Consider the following 21,624-nt stretch of genomic DNA (forward strand, 5'->3'; position numbering starts at 1 on the left):
TTATCGCCACGACTGCATCCGCCGCCCAGGTCCATTTAGAGCAGGATACCGCCTTTGAGTTACGACAGGTCCCTGGTTGATCTCACGAATTGCGATCGAGAGCCTATCCACATTCCCGGCAGCATCCAGCCCCACGGAGCCATGGTCGTCCTCGATGACGAGACCGGGCTCGTGACATTCGTTTCCGAGAACGTGCACCAGTTTCTTGGAAGTACCAACAGGGACTACATCGGCGCCGATATGGCGGACGTCGTCGGGTCCACCGTGGCGCATGACCTTACGAACGCCGTCGCGCGTTCAGGTTCGAGCCAGATTGCCGGACTGGTGCTGAAAGCGAAACTCGGCGACGGCGGCAATCTCGCCGACATCACGATCCACCGTCACGGCGGTCGCACGTTCCTCGAATTTGAAAAGCCAGCTTCGCCCGAAGATACCGAGGTCGCCCTCCATCTGACCCAGTCGCTCGTGAAGAGGGTCGACGGCCAGAATGAGTTTGACGCCCTCTTCCGCACGACCGCCAGGCTTGTTCGCGCCATGCTCGGCTACGACCGCGTCATGGTCTACCGGTTCCTCCACAACGGTGCTGGACGGGTAGTTGCCGAAGCCAAGGACCCGTCGCTCAAGAGTTTCCTCGGCCAGCATTTTCCCGTATCGGATATTCCGGTTCAGGCCCGCAGGCTCTACGTTCAAAACTGGCTGCGTGTGATCGGCGACGCGAACTTCGCCCCCGTTCCGTTGTCGCCGCGTATCTCGGAGGGCGACGCGCCTGTCGACCTATCCCATGCTCACTTGCGAAGCGTCTCGCCGATACACTGCGAATACCTGCGCAACATGGGTGTCGCGGCCTCGATGTCGGTATCTATCGTAGTCGATGGCGAGTTGTGGGGACTGATCTCGTGTCACCACAACTCGCCCAAGTGGCTGTCCATTCCGCTTCGCGTGTCCATCGAGCTTTTCGCACAGTACTTCTCGCTCCATGTCGCCTCCATCGAACATCGGGAGCAGAAGGCCGCTTCCGCATCTACCCGCAGCCGCCTCGACGCGATCATCGCAGAGGTCAGACCAGAGGAATCGGTTGATACCGTTCTCAAATCCCGCCTGAACGACTTCGCGACGCTGATCGCAAGCGGTGGCGCTGGACTGTGGTCGAAGGGGGAATGGGCGTCCCAGGGGGTGTCTCCACCCGAGAACGTGGTACCCGCGCTGATGGAACTGGTCGCCGGGCGGGCCGGACGCGCCATCTGGGACACTCAGGACCTTGCATCCTTCACTGGAAACAGGGAGATCTACGGAACGCGCGTCGCCGGCATGCTGGCCATACCGATCTCGGTGTCGAATCCCGATTTCCTCGTCTTCTTCCGCAGCGAAGAGGCACACCAGATCGAATGGGCGGGAGAGCCGACCAAGACCGAGATCAAGACGGAACACGGCAAGCGCCTCACCCCTCGCGGCAGCTTCGACACCTGGCGGGAAGATGTGCGTCACAAGTCCGTCCCATGGTCGGATGCGGACCTTGTCATCGCGGATGCGATCCGCGGGTATGTCAGGGACGTAATGCTCTCCCATAACGACGCGACTGAGGAGCAGCGCGAAAAGACCGAAAATCAGCGTAAGCTTCTGAACGCTGAGCTCAATCACAGGGTCAAGAACATCCTGAGTCTCGTGAAGTCGATCGCCGCTCAGACCGGAGCGAACTCCGAGTCGGTTGACGACTACGCAAAGTCGTTCGAGGGCCGCCTGAGGGCGCTGTCCTACGCGCACGACCAGTCATTCGCTGGTTCCGACGGCGGGGAACTCGGTAGCCTGATTACTGCCGAGGCGGACATGCACCGCTTCGCGCAGATGCCGGACAGGATCGTTATCTCAGGTGAACCTGTCGGGCTGACAGAGCGGGCGTTCGGCGTATTCGCCCTGCTCCTCCACGAAATGATGACGAATGCATCCAAGTACGGCAGCCTTTCCGTACCGTCCGGTAAGCTGGAAGTCTCCTGGGCGCTGACCGAAGACGGAGACTGCCGTCTCGACTGGGTGGAAAGCGGGGGTCCTGAAGTCGTCATGCCGACCCGAAAGGGTTTCGGGTCCAAGCTTATCGAGAAGACGGTGTCCCATGACCTCGATGGAACGGTCGACCTGCAGTTTGCCAAAGCCGGCCTAATAGCGACCTTCGTACTTCCTGCGCAACATCTCTTCAAGGTCACGACAGCGGTGCAGTCGCGGACTGATGAGGCAATAAAGCAGGAATCTTATCCGATCGGTGGCATGCGGGTTCTTCTCGTCGAAGACCAGTCGCTTATCGCCATGGACACGGAGGAACTTCTTCGGGCACTGGGCGCGATCGAAGTGACCGTGGCCGCGACGGTTGACGCTGCCCTGTTGTCTATCGAGCATAAGCGTCCGGAATGCGCGGTACTCGACCTTAACCTCGGTGAACAGACATCCGAGGACGTAGCCGCCGAGCTGGAGCGCCTTGCGATACCCTACGTGTTCGCGACGGGCTATCGCGACGGGATCAGCATTCCTGCGGGATACTCGGGGGTGCCTGTCGTGCGCAAACCCGTCGCCGCGGGGGCGCTGTCGTCGGCGCTGGTCAAATCCCTACAAGGGGGTGCCGCCTCATCCGCAGGATAACTCGGGAGACGTCGGGAGGAACCCTCGAAGCTTGAACCGAACTCAGCCTGTGCTTACGGCCAGACGGGGTCTTGACATGCCCCTCACTCCGCAGCGTCCGACAGCACGTCTTGTGCAGTTGATACTCTAGCTTTGTCGCTTATCTACCCGACGACACGGAGAGACGCGCATGTGCAACCTCTACAATGTCACTACCAACCAGCAGGCCATCAGGGACTTCATCAGCATCGCGCGGTTTCGGGAAGGAAACCTGCCACCGTCAATCAACGTCCACCCGGATCGCGAGGGACCGATCATCCGCGTGGACACTGGTGGCGAGCGTGAACTGACGATGTCGACATGGGGCATGCCGACGCCTGAAGTGCATCTCGACGGCAAGCCCGACAGGGGCGTGACCAACGTACGCAAGACGTTCATTCCCCATTGGCAGCAGTGGCTCCGCGTCGAGAACCGCTGCCTCGTACCTGCGACGGCATTCAGCGAGTATGAGCAGACCGCCGATCCTGCCAATGGAAAGAAGCCACTTCGATGGTTCGTCGTCGGCGAGGATCAGCCGCTGTTCATGCTTGCCGGTATTCATACCAAATGGATAGGCGCACGTGGGCCGATCAGGGCACCCCGTGAGGGAGAGCACGATCTCTACGCGTTCCTGACGACCGACCCCAACGAGATCGTAAAGCCAATCCATCCGAAGGCCATGCCCGTTCTCCTGACGACGAAGGAGGAGTGCGAGATTTGGATGACCTCCCCGTGGAGTGAGGCGAAGGCACTTCAACGCCCCCTGCCCGCTGATCGAATGATGGTGTTGCCTCGCTACGCGGCAGTCGGCGGCCTTGGCGGAGTTCCGACACAGACGAAAGACTTGTTCGGCTGAACTCTCGCGTCGACGAGGAAAAACGGGTGCGACGGACGATGAGGCGATCTGGCCGCTGTTGAAAGAGTGGCGACGGCGGAGCCGACCTTCGCGGCCGCGCGATCGTCTCTCCGAGACTACCCCCGTCCTACCGTAGGCAGTAGACTGGTTTAATACCCGGAAACCGACCAAGGCAATAACATCTAGTCTGTGGCGAAAACTGAGGTTCGCTGCAAGGTTGAAGCGTGGTCCATCCGCAGCGAGTCTTGGCTAAGCCTTCGCTCGGTTAGGCGACCCTGCGCGATCGAAGGTCGATCGTTCCGGTGTTCACCTCAAGACAAGAAATACCGTTATCCGTCGGGCGGTAAGGCTCAATCGACGCGCACAGGCCGAGAGACGCAAGTTCCTCTATGCAGAGCATATGCTTGGACCCAAGTCGACGCGGAAGCTGACCAGCAAGCATCCGTAGCGTTTCGATCTCGTCTGGTATCAATTCGGGCATGTGCTACTCCGAGGGCTGAATAGAACGTCGGCGGCAGGCAGGTCAACGTCACGATCTCGTGTCAATGCCGTACGAAGATGTATTTGGCGCTCCTGACTTTACCTCCGAACGCATATTTTGTCGCTTTGGAGGCTTTGGAGTGGTCGTCCAGCTGGGAGCTGAAGTCGGGCGCGATGGGTCCAATTGTTCGTCGCTGGAGGCGGCAATCTTAGGCGACCGATTTTGGGCAGCCGGCAGCATCAGTTACGCCCTTGCCCCTGTCCCCGACGCCATTAGAGCGATTCCGGTTCCACGAGCCGGAAGACCGCGCTGGCTGATCGCGCTTATGCAATCCCTGTCAGGTGAGGCGTTAGATGTCGAGGTAGCTGCCTTTGACGCACAATGGCGTCTGGCAAGCCTCCGTGGTGAACGTCAGCAACGGAGGATTGCACAATGACGCCCGGTACGGATCAACGGACGTTTTCGCCTGTGTGGTTGGGGAAACCAAAAGGGGGTTGTGATGAAGATCTCAGTCGCTATGGCTTGGCGCCTTACTTGAAAAGTATACGAGCCTTGACTTAATCATCATTGCGGCTCGCGCGGAGGGCTATGACGTCCAGGGCCTGACACATGAGATCAGGGCCCTGGCCAAGAAAGACTGGACGCCGTAGCCGAGCGACTTGGGGCCGTTCAGGTAGGGCCCTTGCCGCATCGAGCGGCTTAGGTCCCGAACGAGGAAGGCTCTTGCCCCTTCCGTCGGGCTCCCCTCCCGCCCTGTGGTTTCAGGTCTGTGCCGCGTAGAAGAGAGTAAGACTGACTGCCGGCATGACGACCAGAATTGCGATGGAAGCCGAAAGGAAACCTCGAGCTTTTACAGCGTTCTTTGCGGCTGCTTCAGGCGGCCTAAAGGAACGACGCTCGCCGTACCAGCGGATATGCCAATGACGGCCGGGGAGTGACATCATGTCATGGACCTTTCAGACGCTCTCACGTCCCCGCTTGTGCGGGAGTCCGTGCTTAATTACGATGTAGTTCAAGACGTTCTCAAAGTTGCGCCGCTGAGACGCTGCAAGGCCACGTAACGAGCAACGCGAGGATTTCCCAGGAAAGATCTCGAAACCGTTGCGAGCATATGTAATTCGGGATATTGTAATATCCTCGAAAGGATATGTATCATGCCGCTCTACATCAAAGATCCGGAAGTCGATACGCTCACCGAAGAGCTGATCCGCTTGACCAAGACATCCAAGGTTGATGCCGTGAAGACAGCGCTTAGGCGCGAGATCGCCAGCCGCAAGGGCAGCTTGCCCATGCGCGAGCGCCTGGCCAAATCCCTCGCAATGGCGCGGGACGCTGGTCCCTTTGCGCCGGGGGATCACAAACGCGAAACCGATGAAATGTGGGGCGAAGACTGATGCTATTCGTTGACGCTTCCGTGGCCGTTGCGATCCTTGCCGGCGAAGACGATGCCAGCGAGCTGATGCAGCGGCTTGAGCAGCATGACGGCCCGTTTTACGTGTCGGCCGTGGTTCGCATGGAAGCCTCGCTTTCGCTGACGCGGCGCATGGCCGAAGCGACCGGCCGCGACCGGCCTGCGACCCCTGACATGCTCGCGACAGCGCGAAGAATGGTCGATCAATTTTTTGCCGACCTTGAAGCCAAGGAGGCGATGATTTCCGGCGATGTGGGCACGAAGGCGCTGGACGCCGCGCAGCAGTTCGGGAAGATCGTCAATCACCCGGCGAAGCTTAACATGGGCGATTGCTTCACGTATGCCTGCGCCAGAGCCTACCGCACTAAAATTGCCTACAAGGGAAACGACTTTGCCGAAACCGATCTAGGTTGGTGACCGTCAATAGAAACGCGCGAGGTGGTCATGTCTGAAGATGTATCGCAAATTTTCTACACATGTTCTCCATGCCGATGGGCCGAAGGCGAACGACGCTGGAAAGATGACGACGCAGGCTTTGATATCTTCGACACATATGAAGCTGCGAAGGAGGACGCGCTACAGCTACGAGAAGACATCGTGCGTCAGGGCGAAACTGAGTGGACACCTGTCCAGATCGAGAAGCTTGTCCTCGCCCCCATGAACAGGGAAAATCTGCTGCTTCTTTTCAACTCGGGCTTTGAGGCCGCTGTCATCGACCACGAAGTATTGGACGTGATCGATTAAGGTCAGCCACGACGAGCGGGATTTTCACATCCGGCGTGGAGCTCCGAGGAGCAAATCCATTTCCTTGGGCGTCAAAACATTGCCGGTTTTCAGAATGTAAGCTGCGATATAGGTCAGCTTCTCATTCACCTCGCTCTCACCCTGCGGCCTGTAATGGAGGATTGCTTTTCGGCTTTCCGCTTCCTGCCTCATCAGAGCGTCGTCAGACTGAGCGGCGTCTGCCATCGCGTGGAGTGTGGCGATGTGCTGATCAATCAACTCCTCAAGGCATGTCTCAAGGGTCTCCTTGCACGCAAGGGCCTTGTGCGTGCGATGGCGGAATGAGCGTGGATCGGATGACGACATATCTATCATGGCTGAACAACTCACTGATCTATGAGCGTCCAAGCGTAGACCACTGCTTGCGGATGAAGGCACGATACACTACGAAGTTCCACGAAACGAAACGAAATCAACGCCGGTAAGCCTTTGGAGAAGAACGGAAAGTTTTTCATCGCGCCTCCCAAGGATGGGCGTGATTTCAAGGAACTGTTCAAGGACCTTGCCGCTGCGGGGGCTGGACGTCCGCTGGACAGCGACGGCTTTCCATCGGGTCCGTGGACGCCGGAGCTTCTGGCCGAAGCGATTTCGCAGATAGATTCTAATCATGTCGGCGTCGATTTGCGAACGGTACAGCTCTGGTTTCAGGAGAACGACAAGGGCGTGAGCGCCGCCAACATTCGCTGGCTTGCGAGGGTTTTCGGATGCGCTGATAAGCAAGCGACGAGCGAATGGCAGATGGAGCTCAGCGCGGCTCAATCCCGATTGGTCGCCAAGAGGCGGGATTCCAAAAAAGCGGACAGCCGTCTCAATCGCATTCCTGATGTTCCTCTAGCCGAGCTCGAGGCCGTCGAAATCGTCTATGCGGCGCAAGGCGATGCGCAGACCCAAAAGCCGCGCTTCAGTCTCGGCCGAATGTCGGAAGCGGTCTTCACGCGCGGCTCGCCCCTGAATCTGCCCGCTTCGGTCTTCGCCGGCGCGTCGGCTCTCGGGTTCCTGGCCTATATCCTCGGTATACACAGCGCGATCTACACCCGGGCCGATGGCATTGTTAAGCAGGTTGGGTTCCTTTGGGCACCCAACTGGACCTTTCTGTTCATGGTCCTACTGCCCGTATTTTTCGTGCTGGTCACGGAGCTTCTGGTTTACTGGAAAAACAATGGCCGGATGGTTCTGGCGGGCCATGGTGACAGGATCAGGAGCAACCGCGATTGGGAACATCACCTCAAGGCCTATTCCTACTCCTATTGGGCCGTTTTCGTTATCTGCATTCCCTTCGCCGGTATCTTCCAATGGATCGCAGTGGATCTGATACCGCTGCTGAAGGGCGGCGGCGATTACGCGATAAGTTGGGGCACGTTGGCGCTCATTCGCCCCGAGGTAGTCTCGGTGCCAATGTCGATCGTCTTCACAGGGCTCGCCTATCTCTACATGTGCCTCTGCTTCTATCTGCTGTTCGCTGGGCTGATCCTGCTCCATACGATCCTGCATGACCTCTGGACGATTGAAGGCGCCACACAGCTTCGGCCTGATGAGTTTCAGCGGGATGCCGGCGCAATCGCCCTGAGGGTGATGGAGGGAATATTCCGGTGCACCACGGTTGGTATTCTGGTCGCCATCTGCATGAAGCTGCAAAGCGCCTACCTCGCCTCGAACGGCAAGGACATCGTGACGTGGCTCGTAAACGATAGCTCTGTTGTCATTGACGGGTATGCCAATGGCCGCAATGGCTTCCACTATAGAATGCCAACGCAATTTAGCAGTCTGCTGGTGGCAATTTCCTCCTGTGTGGGCTTCCTGTTCGGATCCGTTCGGTTTGCAAGGCGCTTCCACATGCCGCTTTGGCGAATGTCGGCCGTCGTCGCGTTGCTCTTTGCAACCTATATGCTGATCGATGCCTTTGACGGCTTCTCGATCCTCCTTGGTATCGCAACCCTGCTTGCGACATACGCTCTCTTCGATCCGGAGTTCGGGCGGTCGCGCGCAGACGAAATAGAAAGCGATCAACGTGTTTCATAGCTGGCTCGATGGTTGGGATGAGCGGCGCGCGCAGAGCGGTGACGAGGCCAAGAAGACAACGCCTTTCGTGATCGACGCCCATCGCGCCTTTCCCGGCGCGAAGAATACCGCGTCTCTGGAAGAATTTTGTTTGCTTGCAGACAGCGCCGCTTCCGATCCAAGTTTCTTTGAGCGACCGAGCGGGAGCGTTGACGGCTTTGACCGAACAGACGGATGGCTCAAGTTCCCGTCCGACATCGCGACGGACGTTGACGAGAACAATACCGTCTGGACAAAAATCACGGAAAGCGCGTCCAGCAAAAAGGCATTGGTGATTTTCCACCACTGGAATGCCGACGCCCGCAATGCCCAGATCGCGACGCTTTTTTCAAAGCGGGGCATCACCGTGATCGAGATCGCGATGCCCTATCATTTCGAGCGCAGCCGTCCCGGCTCGCTGCATGCCGACTACATCCTCAGCGCCAATCTCGGGCGAACGCTTCAGTCCATGAGGCAAGCCGTTTTCGACGGAAGGAAAGTCATTGGCTGGCTGAAAAGGGAAGGCTATCGCGAGATTTCGGTTCTCGGCATGAGCCTGGGCTCTTGGGTCGCAGGATTGATCACGGCGCACGAGCCCGCCGTGTCGAAAGCCTCGCTGTTTCTGACAGCCGGTAGCCTCGCGGATATGGTTTGGACAGGGCGCGCGACACGATCCATTCACAAGAGCCTTGCGCCCCATATCGAGCTGAACGATCTCAGAAAAGCGTGGGGACCGCTCAATCTGGAGAACTACGCGCAAAACCTAGCGCGACCGGACTTGAGGCTTCACATCGTCCTCGCGAAACGAGACACAGTCGTTTTGCCCGATCTCTCGGCCCGATTTATGCAGAGGCTCGAGAGTGTCGGCGCTTCGCCCCACATCCTGGAACTGAACTGCGGGCATTATTCACTTGGTATTCCGCCCTACATCCTGCTGGCTGGCCTGAGCTTGAGCAGGTTCCTGTCGCGCTGATCAGTTCCACCGTTATGCGTCAAGCGCGCACTTGCTGACCGCGTTGAGCGGCCAGCGAGTGCAATGAGGGGAGCCCCCTTCGGCCCCTCCCCTCAAACTCCCCTTCCCCCGCACGATGGACGCCCCGCAAGCGGGTCGGCTCATTGAGGCTTGTTGGCGTTTCCGGCCGGAGACGTCCTGATGTGTGTCCACCACGCTGCAGCATGATGGCGATGGAGATCCGCCCTTGCGGTCGGATCGCGATTTGCCGGTTGAAGGCAAAGGCGACGGCCGGGGCTACGAAGGCCGCGTTTACCGGTCTCTCCTTGGTGGCTGTACGTAATCTAATGCTGCGCACGATACGGCAGGCCCCGCCTTTGCGTGCAACCCCAAGGGGTTCTCCTCTCCGCTTCGCTCCGTTGCGATCGCTGCGCGATGCACTCGGCGGCTCCAGCCGTATTCGAGCTTCGCGATTACGCACAACCACCAAGGAGGATCACCTCATGAAAACGCTCGTAACCTTCTGCCAGAAAACCGGCCGTCGCCTTCGCCAGTTCATCAACCGGCAAATCGCGAAGTTGGCCCATAAGGGCCAACTTAAGTTCTCCATCGCCATCATGCTTCCGCTCCTCGCCAAGGTCGAGTTCACCTATCAGGTCGAGCTCGATGGCAAGGCCGGAAACGCCAACAAGCCTCAATGAGGCAAAGCCGCGCCCTCCGGGGCGCGGTTTCCATCGTGCTCCCGATGAGCGTCGCCGGTCCGGTAGCAAGCGCGGCCGCCTCGATACCCGGAAAGCGGTGTGTCCAGTCATGGCCTCTCGGCGAAATAATGCGCAACCGATCAGGTTCGCGGTGGACCGCGATCCTGTATCCGTCCCACTTGATATCCCATGACCATTCCGGCCCGATTGGCGGGCGCGCGACGAGACTGGCAAGGCATGGTGCGATCCGCACGGGCATGGGATCGAACAGCAACTGCGGCTGGCTAGGGTCGCGGCGTCGCACGCGCCCGCTTTGCAGCGGCGCATTCTCTTCAGTACGGCGGCTGCGTTGAAGGGCGCGGGCCTTTGGTCATCCCCGTATTGCATCATGGGACCCTTAATATCCCGTACAATATGCTCACACTAAGCAAAAGACCAAACGGATGAACGATGACTTCAAGACAGCAACTATTGGCGAAGGTGCATGACATCGCTGATCCCTGCGAAGAGCTACGGCAGGGGTTTCGTGCGTTGGCAGCGGACCCTTCAACACCGCCAGATGTACAGCAAGCCTCTCTCGGTCTGGCCGAGGCTATCGAGAAGGTTTTTCAGATCGCGCACTACATCATGAAAAGTGAAACGTCAGCTTCAGGCCGTTGAGAGCCGGGCGGTGCGTTTTTTCCGGAGGAAGTCGGTCCCGGCTTCCGCTTCGCGGCGCAAGCTAAGCCTCCTGCGGCTTCCTTTTTCCCGGCAAAAGCGCGTCGAGAATTCCCGCTTTCCCGGCCTGAAGAACGGCCGTCGCTATGCTGAAGGCTCCGATACTCTTCATTGTTCGTTTGGCTCGTCGCGACGAGCAAGCGCCGATCGACACGCTGAGCGGCACTCGAAACGGTGCACTTTCTCATTGCGCTAATTCACGTTGAACTAGATCTGCCCGTGAAGCGGAGCGCCCAACACTCGGAGCGCAGCGGGCAGATCGATCCGGGGAACCGGCTTGCCGGTTCACTTCTGGAATGAGCGTCCGAGAAGCGGACGCACGATTTTTTTATACCTATCCGCTCTTACGACAGGTCGCGGATCGCGCCAATGGGCAAGCGCGCAAGCGCTGTCCCTCGTCTGGAAAGACGGCTTTCACCGCCGAGCCGGCGAACCTTCCGTTTTTCCCTCCTCCGGACCCATGACCCGCTCCACCCCCTGACGGGAGCGGGCTGCGCCCTCCCCCTTCGTTCCGCCGGATGTGGGGGCACATCCTACGGAACGTAGGCAGAGGCTTCGCCCACTAGCGGGGCTTGCTCCCAAGGGACCGGGAAAACTTTGGAGATTGACCTATGACCGAGATCGTCAGCATTCCGCTTAGCAAGCTTGATACGGACCCGAAAAATGTCCGCAAAACCTACAAGGCCGAGGGCGTCGAAAGCCTCGCAGCCTCCATTCTCGCCAATGGTGTTGTTCAGAACATCGTCGTGCGCAAGGCTCCCAAGGGCCGCTACTTTGTTACGGCGGGCGGTCGTCGGCGCGCTGCCCTGTTGCTCCTTGTCGAGCGCGGCCAGATCGTAGCCAATTATGCCGTGAACGCGATCGTAAAGACCGCCGACGAGGCGACAGAACTTAGCCTGACCGAGAACGTGCAGCGTGAGGAAATGCACCCTGCTGACCAGTATGTGGCGTTTCAGGCCATGGTCAACGAGGGCAAGGCCATCGCGGATATCGCTGCGCGGTTCGGTGTCACCGACATCATCGTTCGCCGCCGTTTGGCCTTAGCGAAGGTCTCGCCGGTCTTGCTGGACCTGTTTCGCAACGACGAAATGACGTTTGAGCAGCTGACCGCCTTCACCGTCTGCGATGATCATGAGCGTCAGGAACAGGTCTGGGAGTCTCTCGATCGATGGAGCCGCGATGTGTCGCGGATCAAGTCGGCACTGATGACAGACGAAATTGCCGGAACCGACAAGCGTATCAAGTTCATCGGCGGCCTCGACGTCTACGAACAGGCAGGAGGCGTGGTGCGCCGCGACCTGTTCGACGCGCAGGGCGGCGGGTTCGCGCTCGACGTAATATTGGTTGAAATGCTGGTCAACGAGAAGTTGGCAGCGGTAGCCGAGCCGTTTTTGTCGCAGCGCTGGAGATTTGTTGAAACCCACATGCAGCGACCCGACTGGATTTTCGGCGTTCCTCGCGTCTATCCGAAACAGATCGAGCTTTCCCCTGATGAACAATCGGAACGTTTGCGCCTGTGCGCCGAGCACGATGAACTCGTAGAGCTCATGGACCGTGACGAGGGCGAGGAAAGCCATTCCGAGCGCATCGATGCCATTAACGCACGACTAGATGAACTGGACTCGATGCAGGAAGTCTTTTCCGACGAGGACAAGGCGAAAAGCGGGGTGATCGTTTCCTTGGACTACTACGGAAGGGCGGATATTGCCGTTGGCATCCGCAAGCCGGGTGACGACGAACAGACCGAGCAAGCGGAAACGGAGGATGACGATAGGGGGTCCGAGGTTTCCGAGAAGGGTGAGGAAGTCGGCCCGCCGAAGATCGTCCACTCTGCTGTGCTGGTCGAAGACCTGACAGCGCAGAAGACCGCCGCGCTCCGCGTCGAACTTGCCAACAATCCCGATGTCGCTCTGGTCAGCGTCGTTCACGCCATGCTGCTCGATCTTGTTTATCCCGGCACCTATGGCCGTTCACGAGGGATGACCGCATTGCAGATCGCGGTGACGCATGAGCGTCTGCAAGGTTCGATGAAAAGACCGGATGCGAGCCGGGCGACCGAGGAATGGGATCGGATTGCCGAAAATTTCGGTTATCAACTCCCCGGCGAGCCGGAAGACCTATGGGACCATCTTCTTGATAAGTCGCAGTCGGAGCTTTTGGGACTGCTGGCCTATGCCGCTGCGCACACCCTCAATGCGGTCGAGACGAAACATAGCTTCCGTAGGGACGCGTGCGCCCACGCAGACCAGATCGGGCGCACCCTCAAGGTTGATATGACCGACTGGTTCGAGACGACAGCGGAAAGCTATTTTTCGAGCCTCAACCGCGCAGGCATTCAAGCGGCGGTAGCAGAAGTGAAAGGCGCTGATTTCGCTTCGCGTGTTGCAGGTATGAAAAAGGCCGAGGCGGCAGCTTTTGCCGAAACCGCCGTCAAGGGGTCCAACTGGCTGCCCTCGCTGGTGCGGATCGCGCCTGATCCAAAGGGCGAGAAGGAACAAACGGAAGCCCGCTCAGAGGATGAGCAAACTTTCCCGATGGCAGCGGAATAGCCGCGCTGCTGTCAGCCGGTCACGTCCTCCAGCGTGACCGGCTCCCCTTTCGACGCGAGGCAAGTCATATTCGATCAAGTTCCCGACCCCACCAAAGCAGCCGAATGCTGCTGCCAACTTATTCAGGCGTATCTGTCCGATCCCGAGCATGTGGATTGGAGCGATGTTCAAACGGCCGTTAACACGGCGCTGGAAGCTTTCAATCTTCCGCCCACGTTCTTCGAGGAACAGGCTCAACCCGCCTGATTCCCGGTTGTCACCCGCGCCGCCCGTCTTTGGTCCGATACCAGAGGCGGGCGTTCTGTCATTTGCAAACTTAGTGCAATACGGGATGAAAAGCCGGTTCATGGGGTCGGATCGTCGCGAAACGCGCCCATCCGTTGAGAGGAGGCCCAGGCCCCCTCCTCTCAAACTCTCCGTCCCACCCGAGGTCAAAAAGCCCTTTAAAGGTGTCGTTAACCGAGAGTTTGAGCCATTTCGGTAACGTCGCCGCACGAGGTTGCGCACGTCGATACGAACTTAAACCCATGATTTGCAGGGGTTCTAGGCGGAAAAACCGCATTGGAGTGCGAATTACGATCGCGAGAAACCTCAATCGTTGCGCCAAGTTGGGTGATCGGGCTATGTATTGTGTCCGGCCGGAATCAGCTGATGCTGCGGCTCGTACCCTTTTAACCCAAGTCTGGAGAACACGCAGGCCCAGAAAAGAGAAAACCGCTCCCGAGAAAACCCGGAAGCGGTCTGCAAAAAAACCAAATAATTAAGCAGATTTGTTTTCGCAGACCCCCCTTCCCCTGTCAATAAGAAAAACGCCTTCTCGGTGAACGGCGAAGCCTTGTCTGGTCCCTTGAACAGGAGACAGGACAAATGAGGGAAACCCTCACGAACAAGCGGTTAACTGGCCGCAGAATGACAAAGGAGAGAGCCGAGTTCCGGCGCCTGGCACAGTCAACGGAAGTCGGAACGGTGACGCGCGGCCAGTTGGCGGTGTTGTCACAGAGCCTTCCATGCACTGGCCTAATTACCAGTACCGAAAGCCATCTGCTGACAGTGATCATCAACACCGCCCGGGCCGACGCCTTCGACAAGGGCGGGCGACCCATTGTGTTCAAGTCCAACAATCAGCTGGGGTTCGAGATTAACCGCTCACCTGGGCGGGTCAGCCGTATCCTGTCGAGGTTGTTCGACGCCGGGCTCGTTACCATGCAGGATAGCGCGAATTTCAAGCGCTATCCGATTAGGGACGGCGAAGGCGAAATTTCGGACGCTTGTGGCATCGATTTGCGTGTACTGATTGCCCGCTACCGTGAGCTCGACGCCCTTGTGCGGCAGAAGCGTGAGGAGAAACGCACCAATGACGCCGCAGCGCGCCGCTTCAGGGACGCACTCAGGAGCGCCCGTTACGCGCTGATGAATGCCGCCGATATGACGAAAACCGCCCTCGCGAGCCTTGCATCTCGTATCGACCGTATCGCTGCTTTCGTTGGTATCGCCAGCAGAGCGCCCGCGGTTGTTTCGAGACGGGCAGCGCGCCTGTTGGAGTGGCTTGTTGGACGCTCCGTTCAGGCATCAAGGCGTCCTGAGACCGTGTCTGATCATGATAATATGACATGCACGAATGTCGAAAACGACATGCACAAACAGATTACAAACCCCCATCCCTTTGACTTGAGTAAAGAGGAACGGCGTCCGGCTAAAGCCGGACAACACAATTCACTTAAGGCTGGCTACGCCAGCAAGAGGGCTTTTGAGGAAAGCCTGACGAGAGGATCCGACCCAGACAATAGGCAATCTCGCCCGCAGCAAGGGATTGTTGCTCTTGATGATGTGTGGAGGGCGGCGCCATCGTTGAAAGACTATTTCACCACCGCGCCACGCAGCTGGACTGATCTCGCCCGCATCGCCCCGCAGATTTGCCGCTTGGCGGGTGTCTCAGAGGACGCGCGGCTTCGCGCCGTCGATCAGATGGGCCAGCAGGCCGCCGCGATCGCCATCGCGGTCACGTTCGAGAAATATTCCCGCCAAGAAGTCAGCTCGCCCGGAGGGTATTTGCGCGCCATGACGGACCGGGCGGCATCCGGTGAGCTTCATCTTTCGCGTTCCGTCTTCGGGCTTGCCGCCCGCAACTCCATGGAGGCTCTAAATTGAGAAAAAAACCCGTTTTTTCGGCTCTCTTGTTCGCTCTTGTGTTTTCACAACCAGCCAGCGCGGCGGACTATTCCGGGCAAGCCCGCGTGATCGATGGCGACACCTTCAGCATTCGACAGCAGCGGATCAGGATTGTGGCGATTGACGCCTGCGAGCGCTCGCAAAAAGGCTGGAAGAATGGAGCCGAATGGGCGTGTGGTGTCGAGGCTCGCAGCTATCTTTCTCGCCTTATCGACGGGAAGCATGTGACATGCACTATCATAGACGAAGACCAATACCGTCGCCTAGTCGGACAGTGCTACATCCAGCAAACCGATATCGGCCTTGAAATGGTGAAAGCCGGCCAGGCGCGACTTCTGTTGCAGTATCTACCGCGAGGGAACTCAATGCCTCTTCACGCTTACCACCAGGCCGAAGACAGCGCCCGGGGCAGACGTTTGGGCCAGTGGGCGGCCGAGATCGACGCGCCGAGCAATTAACGCCGTTCCAATTCTCATCAGTAACCCGCTGACAATTGGATCTGGAACCGTGGAAATCCTCTTTTGGTAGCGCCAAATTGGCTATTTCGTAGAGCAAAAAGCCGTTTGTTTACGGTTGTATGCTTGCGAAAGTTGAATAATATTGGCGCAGGATATGCGGTTATTGTTGTTGGTCGTACAGTGATGTTTGGTAGACGCTTTCAGTAGACACGCCTCCAAGGCGGTTGCTCTTGATGCCCGTTCGCACAGCGACGCGGTTTGCGCAAAGCTGGCTGTCCTCCAAATTTCCCCGCCTTCGGCTTCCTCGCGAAGCAAATTTGGCAGCCTTCCAGCCTCCTCCGCTGCGCTTCGGCCTCCGGTGCGCACCGCTTTCCGCTGTGCCTTGTGAACGCTCATCGCAACCACCAAAGAGGAGTGACCACCATGAAAAGCATCACCAACTACATCCAGTTCAACGGCGACAACATCGAAACCGCAGACGGTACCGGCCTCATCTCCACCATCGAGCGAGACCTCCCCATCAAGGTAACGCCTTTCTCTTCCACCAACGAAAGAGCCCCGACGCACCGCGTCTACGCAACGTCTCCCGCAGGTCATAACCTCGACGTGGGCGGCATCTGGAAAAAAGAGAACGGCGAAGGCAAGCCCTACTACACGATCTCGATCAAGCGCATGGGCTTTAACGCCAATCTGGGCCGGTTCCCCGGCCAGGACGATCCGACCCTTCAGGCAATCATCGAGTGGGAACCCCGCGATTGATTGCGCAGAGAAGCCCGGTTCATGACCGGGCATCTCACCCCGAAAAGGCTGAAAACCGCCAAATAGCTGGATTTTTGGCCCTTTTCGTGTTAGGTTGAACAGTAATTGGAGATTTGTCGATGAACATTCATTCTACCCGTCCCGACCGCTCCCCGGAAGCCGTCGCGGCTCGAAAGAAGAGCACCGATCAGGCTCGCGCCATGAACATCCGCCAAGGCTATCAGGGCGACGACGGCCTACTCGAAGCGGCAACCGCTGCTTACGTCGCCGGCGATCTCACCCGCGAAGAGTATCGCGCCCGCATCTTGCCGCAGCCCAAGGGCTGATCATTTCATTCAAGTCTCAAGAGGCTCAAGGCCGTCTGCTCGCGCAGACGGCTTTTTGTTGGTTTACGCATGGCTGAAGAACACCCCAAGGGTTCCTACACTTATCCCAACACGTCAGACGATCCGGATCGCCAGAACGTTCTTCGTAATAAGTTCGGTATCGAATCCAAATCGGAGCTTCGCACGGTCGAGTACCGTGCAACGCAAGACAGAATTTCGGAAATCCTTGAGGGTGATGGTCCCAAGGGGAACTTTGATGCCGCTCATCTCAAGGCGATCCACGGGCACATATTCCAGGATGTGTACGAGTGGGCCGGTCATACCCGAAACGAAAGCCCGGTGGTCGACGGAGCTCGTGTCGAGCCGATTGGCGGCCTTTCAAAAGGCGGAACGTTTTTCCTACATGGCGCGCGTATAGATATGGGTCTGAATGAGGCGCTGAAGCCGATCAGCGATCCGCAGGCCCTACGAGCCGCCAGCAGGGAAGAATTCGTTGAGCGGGCCGCAAAAACGCTGTCAGAACTGAACTTCGTGCATCCATTTCGCGAAGGCAACGGAAGAACCCAGGAAACCTTCATCACAGAGTTCGGCCGGCATTACGGGCATGACATCGATATGAGCGTGATCAGCAAGACCCGTATGATTGAAGCGTCCATTGCCACGACAAATGACCCTGCCAGCCCTGCCCTGAAGCACGTCATCGAGGATGCGATAGACCCCAACCGCCGCGAGGCGCTGCGTCGTGCCTTTGCGGATCTGGAGCAGGTCGGCGAGAAGCCATTCGAGCATTATGTTCGGACTGCCCGCCCGGGCGAAGAGATCGAGGGCCAGGTGTTCGGTCATGACAATCGCGTTGCAACCCTTGTGACCGAGAACGGCATTATCGCTGTCGATCGCGCCGACCTTCCGGAGCGGATCCCGGCCGACGACGAAGAGGTGAAGTTCACCGCCCGATCTGACTTCAGAACCTTGGGGCGGCCGGAGCAGGAGGCCCAAGCGCAGCCTCAGAGCGTCGAGCAAAAGGCTGAACAAGCGCCGCAGCCGTCAAATCACAACGCAGAGCTCAAGGCCGTCGAAGCGCAGCATCTGGCAACCCGTCAGCAGCAGAACGACCGGGAGGACCGGGATCGTTAGCCCGGCTTCCTACCCGTTGCAGTACCGGCATCCGCAGCGCCGTTAGCGGCCCCTGCTCCCTTGTGTTTGCCGTCTCCCGTTTCGTTGGGTGATTGACGGACAAGCTACGATAGCGCCTCCCCCATTCAACCGCTTCGCGGTCCTCCTCTCCGTTGCGGCCCTCCGGGTGCATGGGCTCGTCTCGGCTATCTCCGTTTTTTGCCGTCAACCAACGAAAAGGAGACGGCTATGCAGAGCAAGGACACCTACCAACGCATCACGGATGCCATCATCGAGCAGCTTGAAGCAGGAACGAAACCCTGGATCCGCCCTTGGCGCGGGACCGTCCGCCGCTCGCCGGTACCGCAACGCGCCACCGGCGAAGCCTATCGCGGCATCAACGTCATCATGCTGTGGCTTTCCAGCCAGCTCGCCGGCTACGACGAGAACACTTGGATGACCTACCGGCAGGCTCAGGATCTTGGGGGCCAGGTCAGAAGGGGCGAACAGGGAACCCTGGTCGTCAAGTACGGGACCTTCACTCCGAAGGCGCAGGAAGCCGACGACAAGAGCATCCCGTACCTGAAGGGCTACACCGTCTTCAACGTCGAGCAGATCGATGGCCTACCCGACCGGTTCAAAAGCCCGGTTGAAGACATTCCGGAAGGCCCCATGCCGCTCCTCAGGCATGTCGAAGACTTTATCGGTCGAACCGGCGCGAAGATTACCTACGGCGGCAAGCACGCCTGCTATCGTCCAGGTCCCGACGACATCGAGATGCCCGCGCGTGAACGCTTCCTAAGCGAAGTCCATCTTTACAGCACCGTTCTGCACGAGCTCGGCCACTGGACCGACTCGAAACACCGTCTCGATCGCGATCTTTCCGGCCGGTTTGGGACCGAAACCTATGCCGTAGAAGAGCTCGTTGCCGAACTGTCGGCGGCTTTCGTATGCGCTGACCTTGGCGTTGAGCACGATCCACGCGAGAACACCGCGACCTATCTGGAAAGCTGGCTGACGGTTTTGAAGCAGGATAAGCGGGCGATCGTCACAGCCGCGGCCAAGGCTCAGGCCGTTGCTGATTACCTTCACGGCCTTCAAGGCGCAATAGATATCGAGGCCGCCTAGCGTCCCCTCTAACACAAAGGCAGTCGTTGCGACGAGGTTCGAAACGGAGGCAAGTTGCCTCTGTTTCATACCAATTCTCTCCAACTCGGAGACCGTCAGATGCTAAGGACGATTTTCAGGCAATCCGTTGTCAGCTGACAATTGAGGTAACTATCTGAAATGTCCCAAGAAAATACGAGGACGCAAATGGTTAATTTCCGTTAACCAAAAACAGCTTGACGGTTATGCGGTCTATGAGATCACTTGCGCAAATCGAAGAGAATTGTCAGGTTTACCGTGAATGGCGAATAAGAGCGCAAAAAGCACTAAAGTCGACAAAATCGAGCGCGTCTCGATTGATAAGACTATAGCCGATGATGCCGCGAAGCTCAGCAGCAATCTTCAAGAACTTTCTGCTCGGCTGTTTTCACCTGATGCGCAAAAGGCACTTCGCCGCTTTAGTAGCACGGAAGCCGCAAAACTGCTCGGGGTAACGGACAGCTACGTGCGTCATCTGGCGGCTCAGGAAGATTCTGTTACCTCTGAGAAGACGTCGGGCGGCCGGCGGACTTTCTCCTTGTCCGAAATCAACACGATCCGCCAGATTCTGGGTAAGACAAAACCAGCCTATCTGTCCGGACGCCGGGAAAGCGAACATCTGCAGGTTATCGCAGTGACCAATTTCAAAGGCGGATCGGGCAAGACAACGACCTCCACGCATCTCGCTCAGTATCTGGCTCTGCGCGGCTATCGCGTCCTCGCTGTCGATCTCGACCCGCAGGCTTCGATGTCCGCAATGCTAGGCTATCAGCCGGAATTTGATGTCGGTGAAAATGAGACACTGTTCGGGGCTATCCGATACGATGATCTTCGTCGCCCGGTAGGGGAGGTGGTTCGCGAAACCTATTTTCCCGGTTTGGATATAATCCCGGGTAACCTTGAGCTCCACGAATTCGAGCACGACACGCCGCGAGCGCTCGCAGAGCGAAACGGATCCGAAACTGACATGTTTTTCATGCGCGTTGGCAACGCGCTGGCGGAACTCTCTGATCGGTACGACGTCGTCGTGATCGACTGCCCGCCAACCTTGGGCTTCTTGACGCTCTCGGCGCTATGCGCCGCGACGGCAGTGCTAATCACTGTCCATCCCCAGATGCTGGACGTGGCATCCATGAACCAGTTCTTGGCAATGACGTCAGACCTCCTTTCGGTGGTCAAGGACGCTGGTGGCAATCTCGAGTATGATTGGATGCGCTATCTGGTCACGCGGTACGAACCAAACGACGGCCCACAAGCGCAGATTGTTGCTTTTCTACGAAGCTTGTTCGGAGACCGTGTTCTGACCTCGATGATGGTGAAGTCTACGGCAATTTCTGACGCCGGGCTGTCAAAGCAAACGATCTACGAGGCAGCACGCGAATCGATGAATCGGCAGACTTATGATCGTGCCGTCGAATCAATGGATGGGGTGAACCTCGAAGTTGAGGCACTTCTCAAGAGTTCATGGGGGCGTGCATGAAGGGCCGTGACATTCTGAAGAATATGGTCAGTTCAGCGGGTAGCGAAGGACCACCCAAGACAGCCCCTCAATCTCAGCCACAGCATAAGCCAGCTGGCGCGGTGCGAGCCATGAACTTATCCCTCGGTCGTCTCGGGGATGAAGCCGCTGCGGCCAAAGAGCTACGTTCTGCGCTTGCAGCGGGCGATAGGGTCGTCGAGTTGAGCCCGACCCAGATCGACGCATCATTCATTCAGGATCGGATCCCGACGGACAACGATGCAGCACTCGCAGAACTTATTTCCTCGATGCGCGAAAGCGGCCAGCAAGTTCCAATCTTGGTGCGGCCACATCCGACAAAGGAAAACCATTACCAAGCGGCCTACGGACACCGCCGATTGCGTGCGGCCATCGTTCTGGAACGCTCGGTTAAAGCGATCGTGCGCCAACTTACCGACGAGGAACTTATAGTCGCTCAAGGCCAGGAAAACGGACCGCGTGTTGATCTCAGTTTTATCGAGCGTGCGCTGTTTGCGAAAAGGCTTGATGCGCACGGCTTTGATCGTGACCGGATCTCTCAGGCTTTGTCTGTTGATAAGCCTGAAATCTCGCGGCTCCTACAAGTGGCCGACGTCATTCCAACGGAAATCGTCTTGGCAGTCGGGCCAGCTTCAAAGATCGGTCGCCCACGCTGGCTGGCCTTTGCCGACTTGTTGAAAGACAAAGCGGCGGCGGCCCGGATAGCAGAATCTATTGCGGAGGGTCAATTCAGGGCAATCGATACAAATGAACGGTTCGCTCGTCTGTGGGCTCAGGCTCAGGGCGCAAAAGTTCCGAAGAAGGACAGCGCTGGCAAGATTCGCACGCGCAAAGGTATCGTCCTTGCATCGATTGAGCGGACCACCAAAGGCGCCAAGATCACAATTACATCAGAAGAATTTTCGAAATTCCTAGACGCTCGTATGAGCGATCTCGTTGAACAGTTCGAAAAAGAAAACGCTTCTGAAACAAACCATTAGTTCGATTGTCAGCTGACAATCCGATCGCAACTAGGAGAGCAA

The 21,624-nt window shown here is 57.9% G+C and carries 20 protein-coding genes; 18 read left to right on the forward strand and 2 right to left on the reverse strand.

Features of this window, described 5'->3' with window-relative positions; genetic code table 11:
• Positions 1 to 141: 141 nt before the first annotated feature.
• The 5 genes from ACQY1P_RS23535 (at position 142) to ACQY1P_RS23555 (ending at position 6,138) form a co-directional block, all read left to right on the forward strand.
• On the forward strand, positions 142 to 2,628 hold the full coding sequence (locus tag ACQY1P_RS23535) for an HWE histidine kinase domain-containing protein (RefSeq protein ID WP_430256984.1): 2,487 nt from the start codon (positions 142 to 144) through the stop codon (positions 2,626 to 2,628).
• Between the two features lie 169 nt (positions 2,629 to 2,797).
• Positions 2,798 to 3,502, forward strand: coding sequence for an SOS response-associated peptidase (locus ACQY1P_RS23540; protein ID WP_430256985.1), 705 nt, complete (start codon positions 2,798 to 2,800; stop codon positions 3,500 to 3,502).
• Between the two features lie 1,635 nt (positions 3,503 to 5,137).
• Complete coding sequence (locus tag ACQY1P_RS23545; RefSeq protein WP_012653071.1) at positions 5,138 to 5,377, forward strand: type II toxin-antitoxin system VapB family antitoxin; 240 nt, start codon at positions 5,138 to 5,140, stop codon at positions 5,375 to 5,377.
• Complete coding sequence (locus tag ACQY1P_RS23550) at positions 5,377 to 5,811, forward strand: type II toxin-antitoxin system VapC family toxin (RefSeq protein WP_430256986.1); 435 nt, start codon at positions 5,377 to 5,379, stop codon at positions 5,809 to 5,811. Before ACQY1P_RS23545 ends, ACQY1P_RS23550 begins: the two co-directional genes overlap by 1 nt.
• Positions 5,812 to 5,838: 27 nt before the next feature.
• Entirely contained in the window at positions 5,839 to 6,138 is a 300-nt protein-coding gene (locus tag ACQY1P_RS23555; protein ID WP_430256987.1) for a hypothetical protein, read from the forward strand.
• Positions 6,139 to 6,162: 24 nt separating this feature from the next.
• On the opposite strand, the gene ACQY1P_RS23560 is transcribed toward ACQY1P_RS23555, so the two are convergent.
• Positions 6,163 to 6,483 (reverse strand): hypothetical protein, encoded by a 321-nt coding sequence (locus ACQY1P_RS23560; RefSeq protein ID WP_430256988.1) that lies wholly within the window; start codon positions 6,481 to 6,483, stop codon positions 6,163 to 6,165.
• 123 nt (positions 6,484 to 6,606) lie between these two features.
• On the opposite strand from ACQY1P_RS23560, the gene ACQY1P_RS23565 reads away from it, so the two are divergent.
• The 5 genes from ACQY1P_RS23565 (at position 6,607) to ACQY1P_RS23585 (ending at position 13,133) form a co-directional block, all read left to right on the forward strand.
• The gene (locus ACQY1P_RS23565) at positions 6,607 to 8,196 is read left to right on the forward strand and encodes an RcgA family putative transporter (RefSeq protein WP_430256989.1); all 1,590 of its coding nucleotides are present in this window, start codon (positions 6,607 to 6,609) and stop codon (positions 8,194 to 8,196) included.
• The gene (locus tag ACQY1P_RS23570; RefSeq protein WP_430256991.1) at positions 8,186 to 9,187 is read left to right on the forward strand and encodes an alpha/beta fold hydrolase; all 1,002 of its coding nucleotides are present in this window, start codon (positions 8,186 to 8,188) and stop codon (positions 9,185 to 9,187) included. The genes ACQY1P_RS23565 and ACQY1P_RS23570 overlap by 11 nt, the downstream gene beginning before the upstream one ends.
• Before the next feature lie 482 nt (positions 9,188 to 9,669).
• Positions 9,670 to 9,867 carry a hypothetical protein gene (locus ACQY1P_RS23575; protein WP_045232508.1) on the forward strand — a complete coding sequence of 66 codons (198 nt, stop codon included), beginning with the start codon at positions 9,670 to 9,672 and terminating at the stop codon, positions 9,865 to 9,867.
• Positions 9,868 to 10,317: 450 nt separating this feature from the next.
• On the forward strand, positions 10,318 to 10,527 hold the full coding sequence (locus tag ACQY1P_RS23580) for a hypothetical protein (protein WP_430256785.1): 210 nt from the start codon (positions 10,318 to 10,320) through the stop codon (positions 10,525 to 10,527).
• A gap of 668 nt (positions 10,528 to 11,195) precedes the next feature.
• Positions 11,196 to 13,133: a ParB/RepB/Spo0J family partition protein gene (locus ACQY1P_RS23585; protein ID WP_430256786.1), complete on the forward strand. Its 1,938-nt coding sequence runs from the start codon at positions 11,196 to 11,198 to the stop codon at positions 13,131 to 13,133.
• Here the strand turns inward: ACQY1P_RS23585 and ACQY1P_RS23590 are convergent.
• Positions 13,095 to 13,481: a hypothetical protein gene (locus tag ACQY1P_RS23590; protein ID WP_430256788.1), complete on the reverse strand. Its 387-nt coding sequence runs from the start codon at positions 13,479 to 13,481 to the stop codon at positions 13,095 to 13,097. The genes ACQY1P_RS23585 and ACQY1P_RS23590 overlap by 39 nt on opposite strands.
• Before the next feature lie 519 nt (positions 13,482 to 14,000).
• On the opposite strand from ACQY1P_RS23590, the gene repC reads away from it, so the two are divergent.
• From repC to repB, 8 genes are all read left to right on the forward strand, one after another.
• Positions 14,001 to 15,281 carry a plasmid replication protein RepC gene (gene repC, locus ACQY1P_RS23595; RefSeq protein WP_430256790.1) on the forward strand — a complete coding sequence of 427 codons (1,281 nt, stop codon included), beginning with the start codon at positions 14,001 to 14,003 and terminating at the stop codon, positions 15,279 to 15,281.
• On the forward strand, positions 15,278 to 15,760 hold the full coding sequence (locus ACQY1P_RS23600) for a thermonuclease family protein (protein WP_430256792.1): 483 nt from the start codon (positions 15,278 to 15,280) through the stop codon (positions 15,758 to 15,760). Before repC ends, ACQY1P_RS23600 begins: the two co-directional genes overlap by 4 nt.
• 423 nt (positions 15,761 to 16,183) lie before the next feature.
• Complete coding sequence (locus ACQY1P_RS23605; RefSeq protein WP_012653081.1) at positions 16,184 to 16,519, forward strand: DUF736 family protein; 336 nt, start codon at positions 16,184 to 16,186, stop codon at positions 16,517 to 16,519.
• A gap of 119 nt (positions 16,520 to 16,638) precedes the next feature.
• A complete protein-coding gene (locus ACQY1P_RS23610; RefSeq protein WP_430256793.1) occupies positions 16,639 to 16,845 on the forward strand; it encodes a hypothetical protein in 207 nt (68 codons plus the stop codon).
• Positions 16,846 to 16,914: 69 nt separating this feature from the next.
• Positions 16,915 to 17,979: a Fic/DOC family protein gene (locus ACQY1P_RS23615; RefSeq protein ID WP_430256795.1), complete on the forward strand. Its 1,065-nt coding sequence runs from the start codon at positions 16,915 to 16,917 to the stop codon at positions 17,977 to 17,979.
• Positions 17,980 to 18,207: 228 nt separating this feature from the next.
• Positions 18,208 to 19,086, forward strand: a complete 879-nt coding sequence (locus ACQY1P_RS23620; RefSeq protein WP_430256796.1) for an ArdC family protein — start codon at positions 18,208 to 18,210, stop codon at positions 19,084 to 19,086.
• Between the two features lie 280 nt (positions 19,087 to 19,366).
• Complete coding sequence (gene repA, locus ACQY1P_RS23625) at positions 19,367 to 20,584, forward strand: plasmid partitioning protein RepA (RefSeq protein ID WP_430256798.1); 1,218 nt, start codon at positions 19,367 to 19,369, stop codon at positions 20,582 to 20,584.
• Positions 20,581 to 21,582: a plasmid partitioning protein RepB gene (gene repB, locus ACQY1P_RS23630; protein WP_430256799.1), complete on the forward strand. Its 1,002-nt coding sequence runs from the start codon at positions 20,581 to 20,583 to the stop codon at positions 21,580 to 21,582. Before repA ends, repB begins: the two co-directional genes overlap by 4 nt.
• Positions 21,583 to 21,624 lie beyond the last annotated feature (42 nt).

Source organism: Neorhizobium sp. DAR64872/K0K18, assembly GCF_050500175.1.
GTDB lineage: Bacteria > Pseudomonadota > Alphaproteobacteria > Rhizobiales > Rhizobiaceae > Neorhizobium > Neorhizobium soli.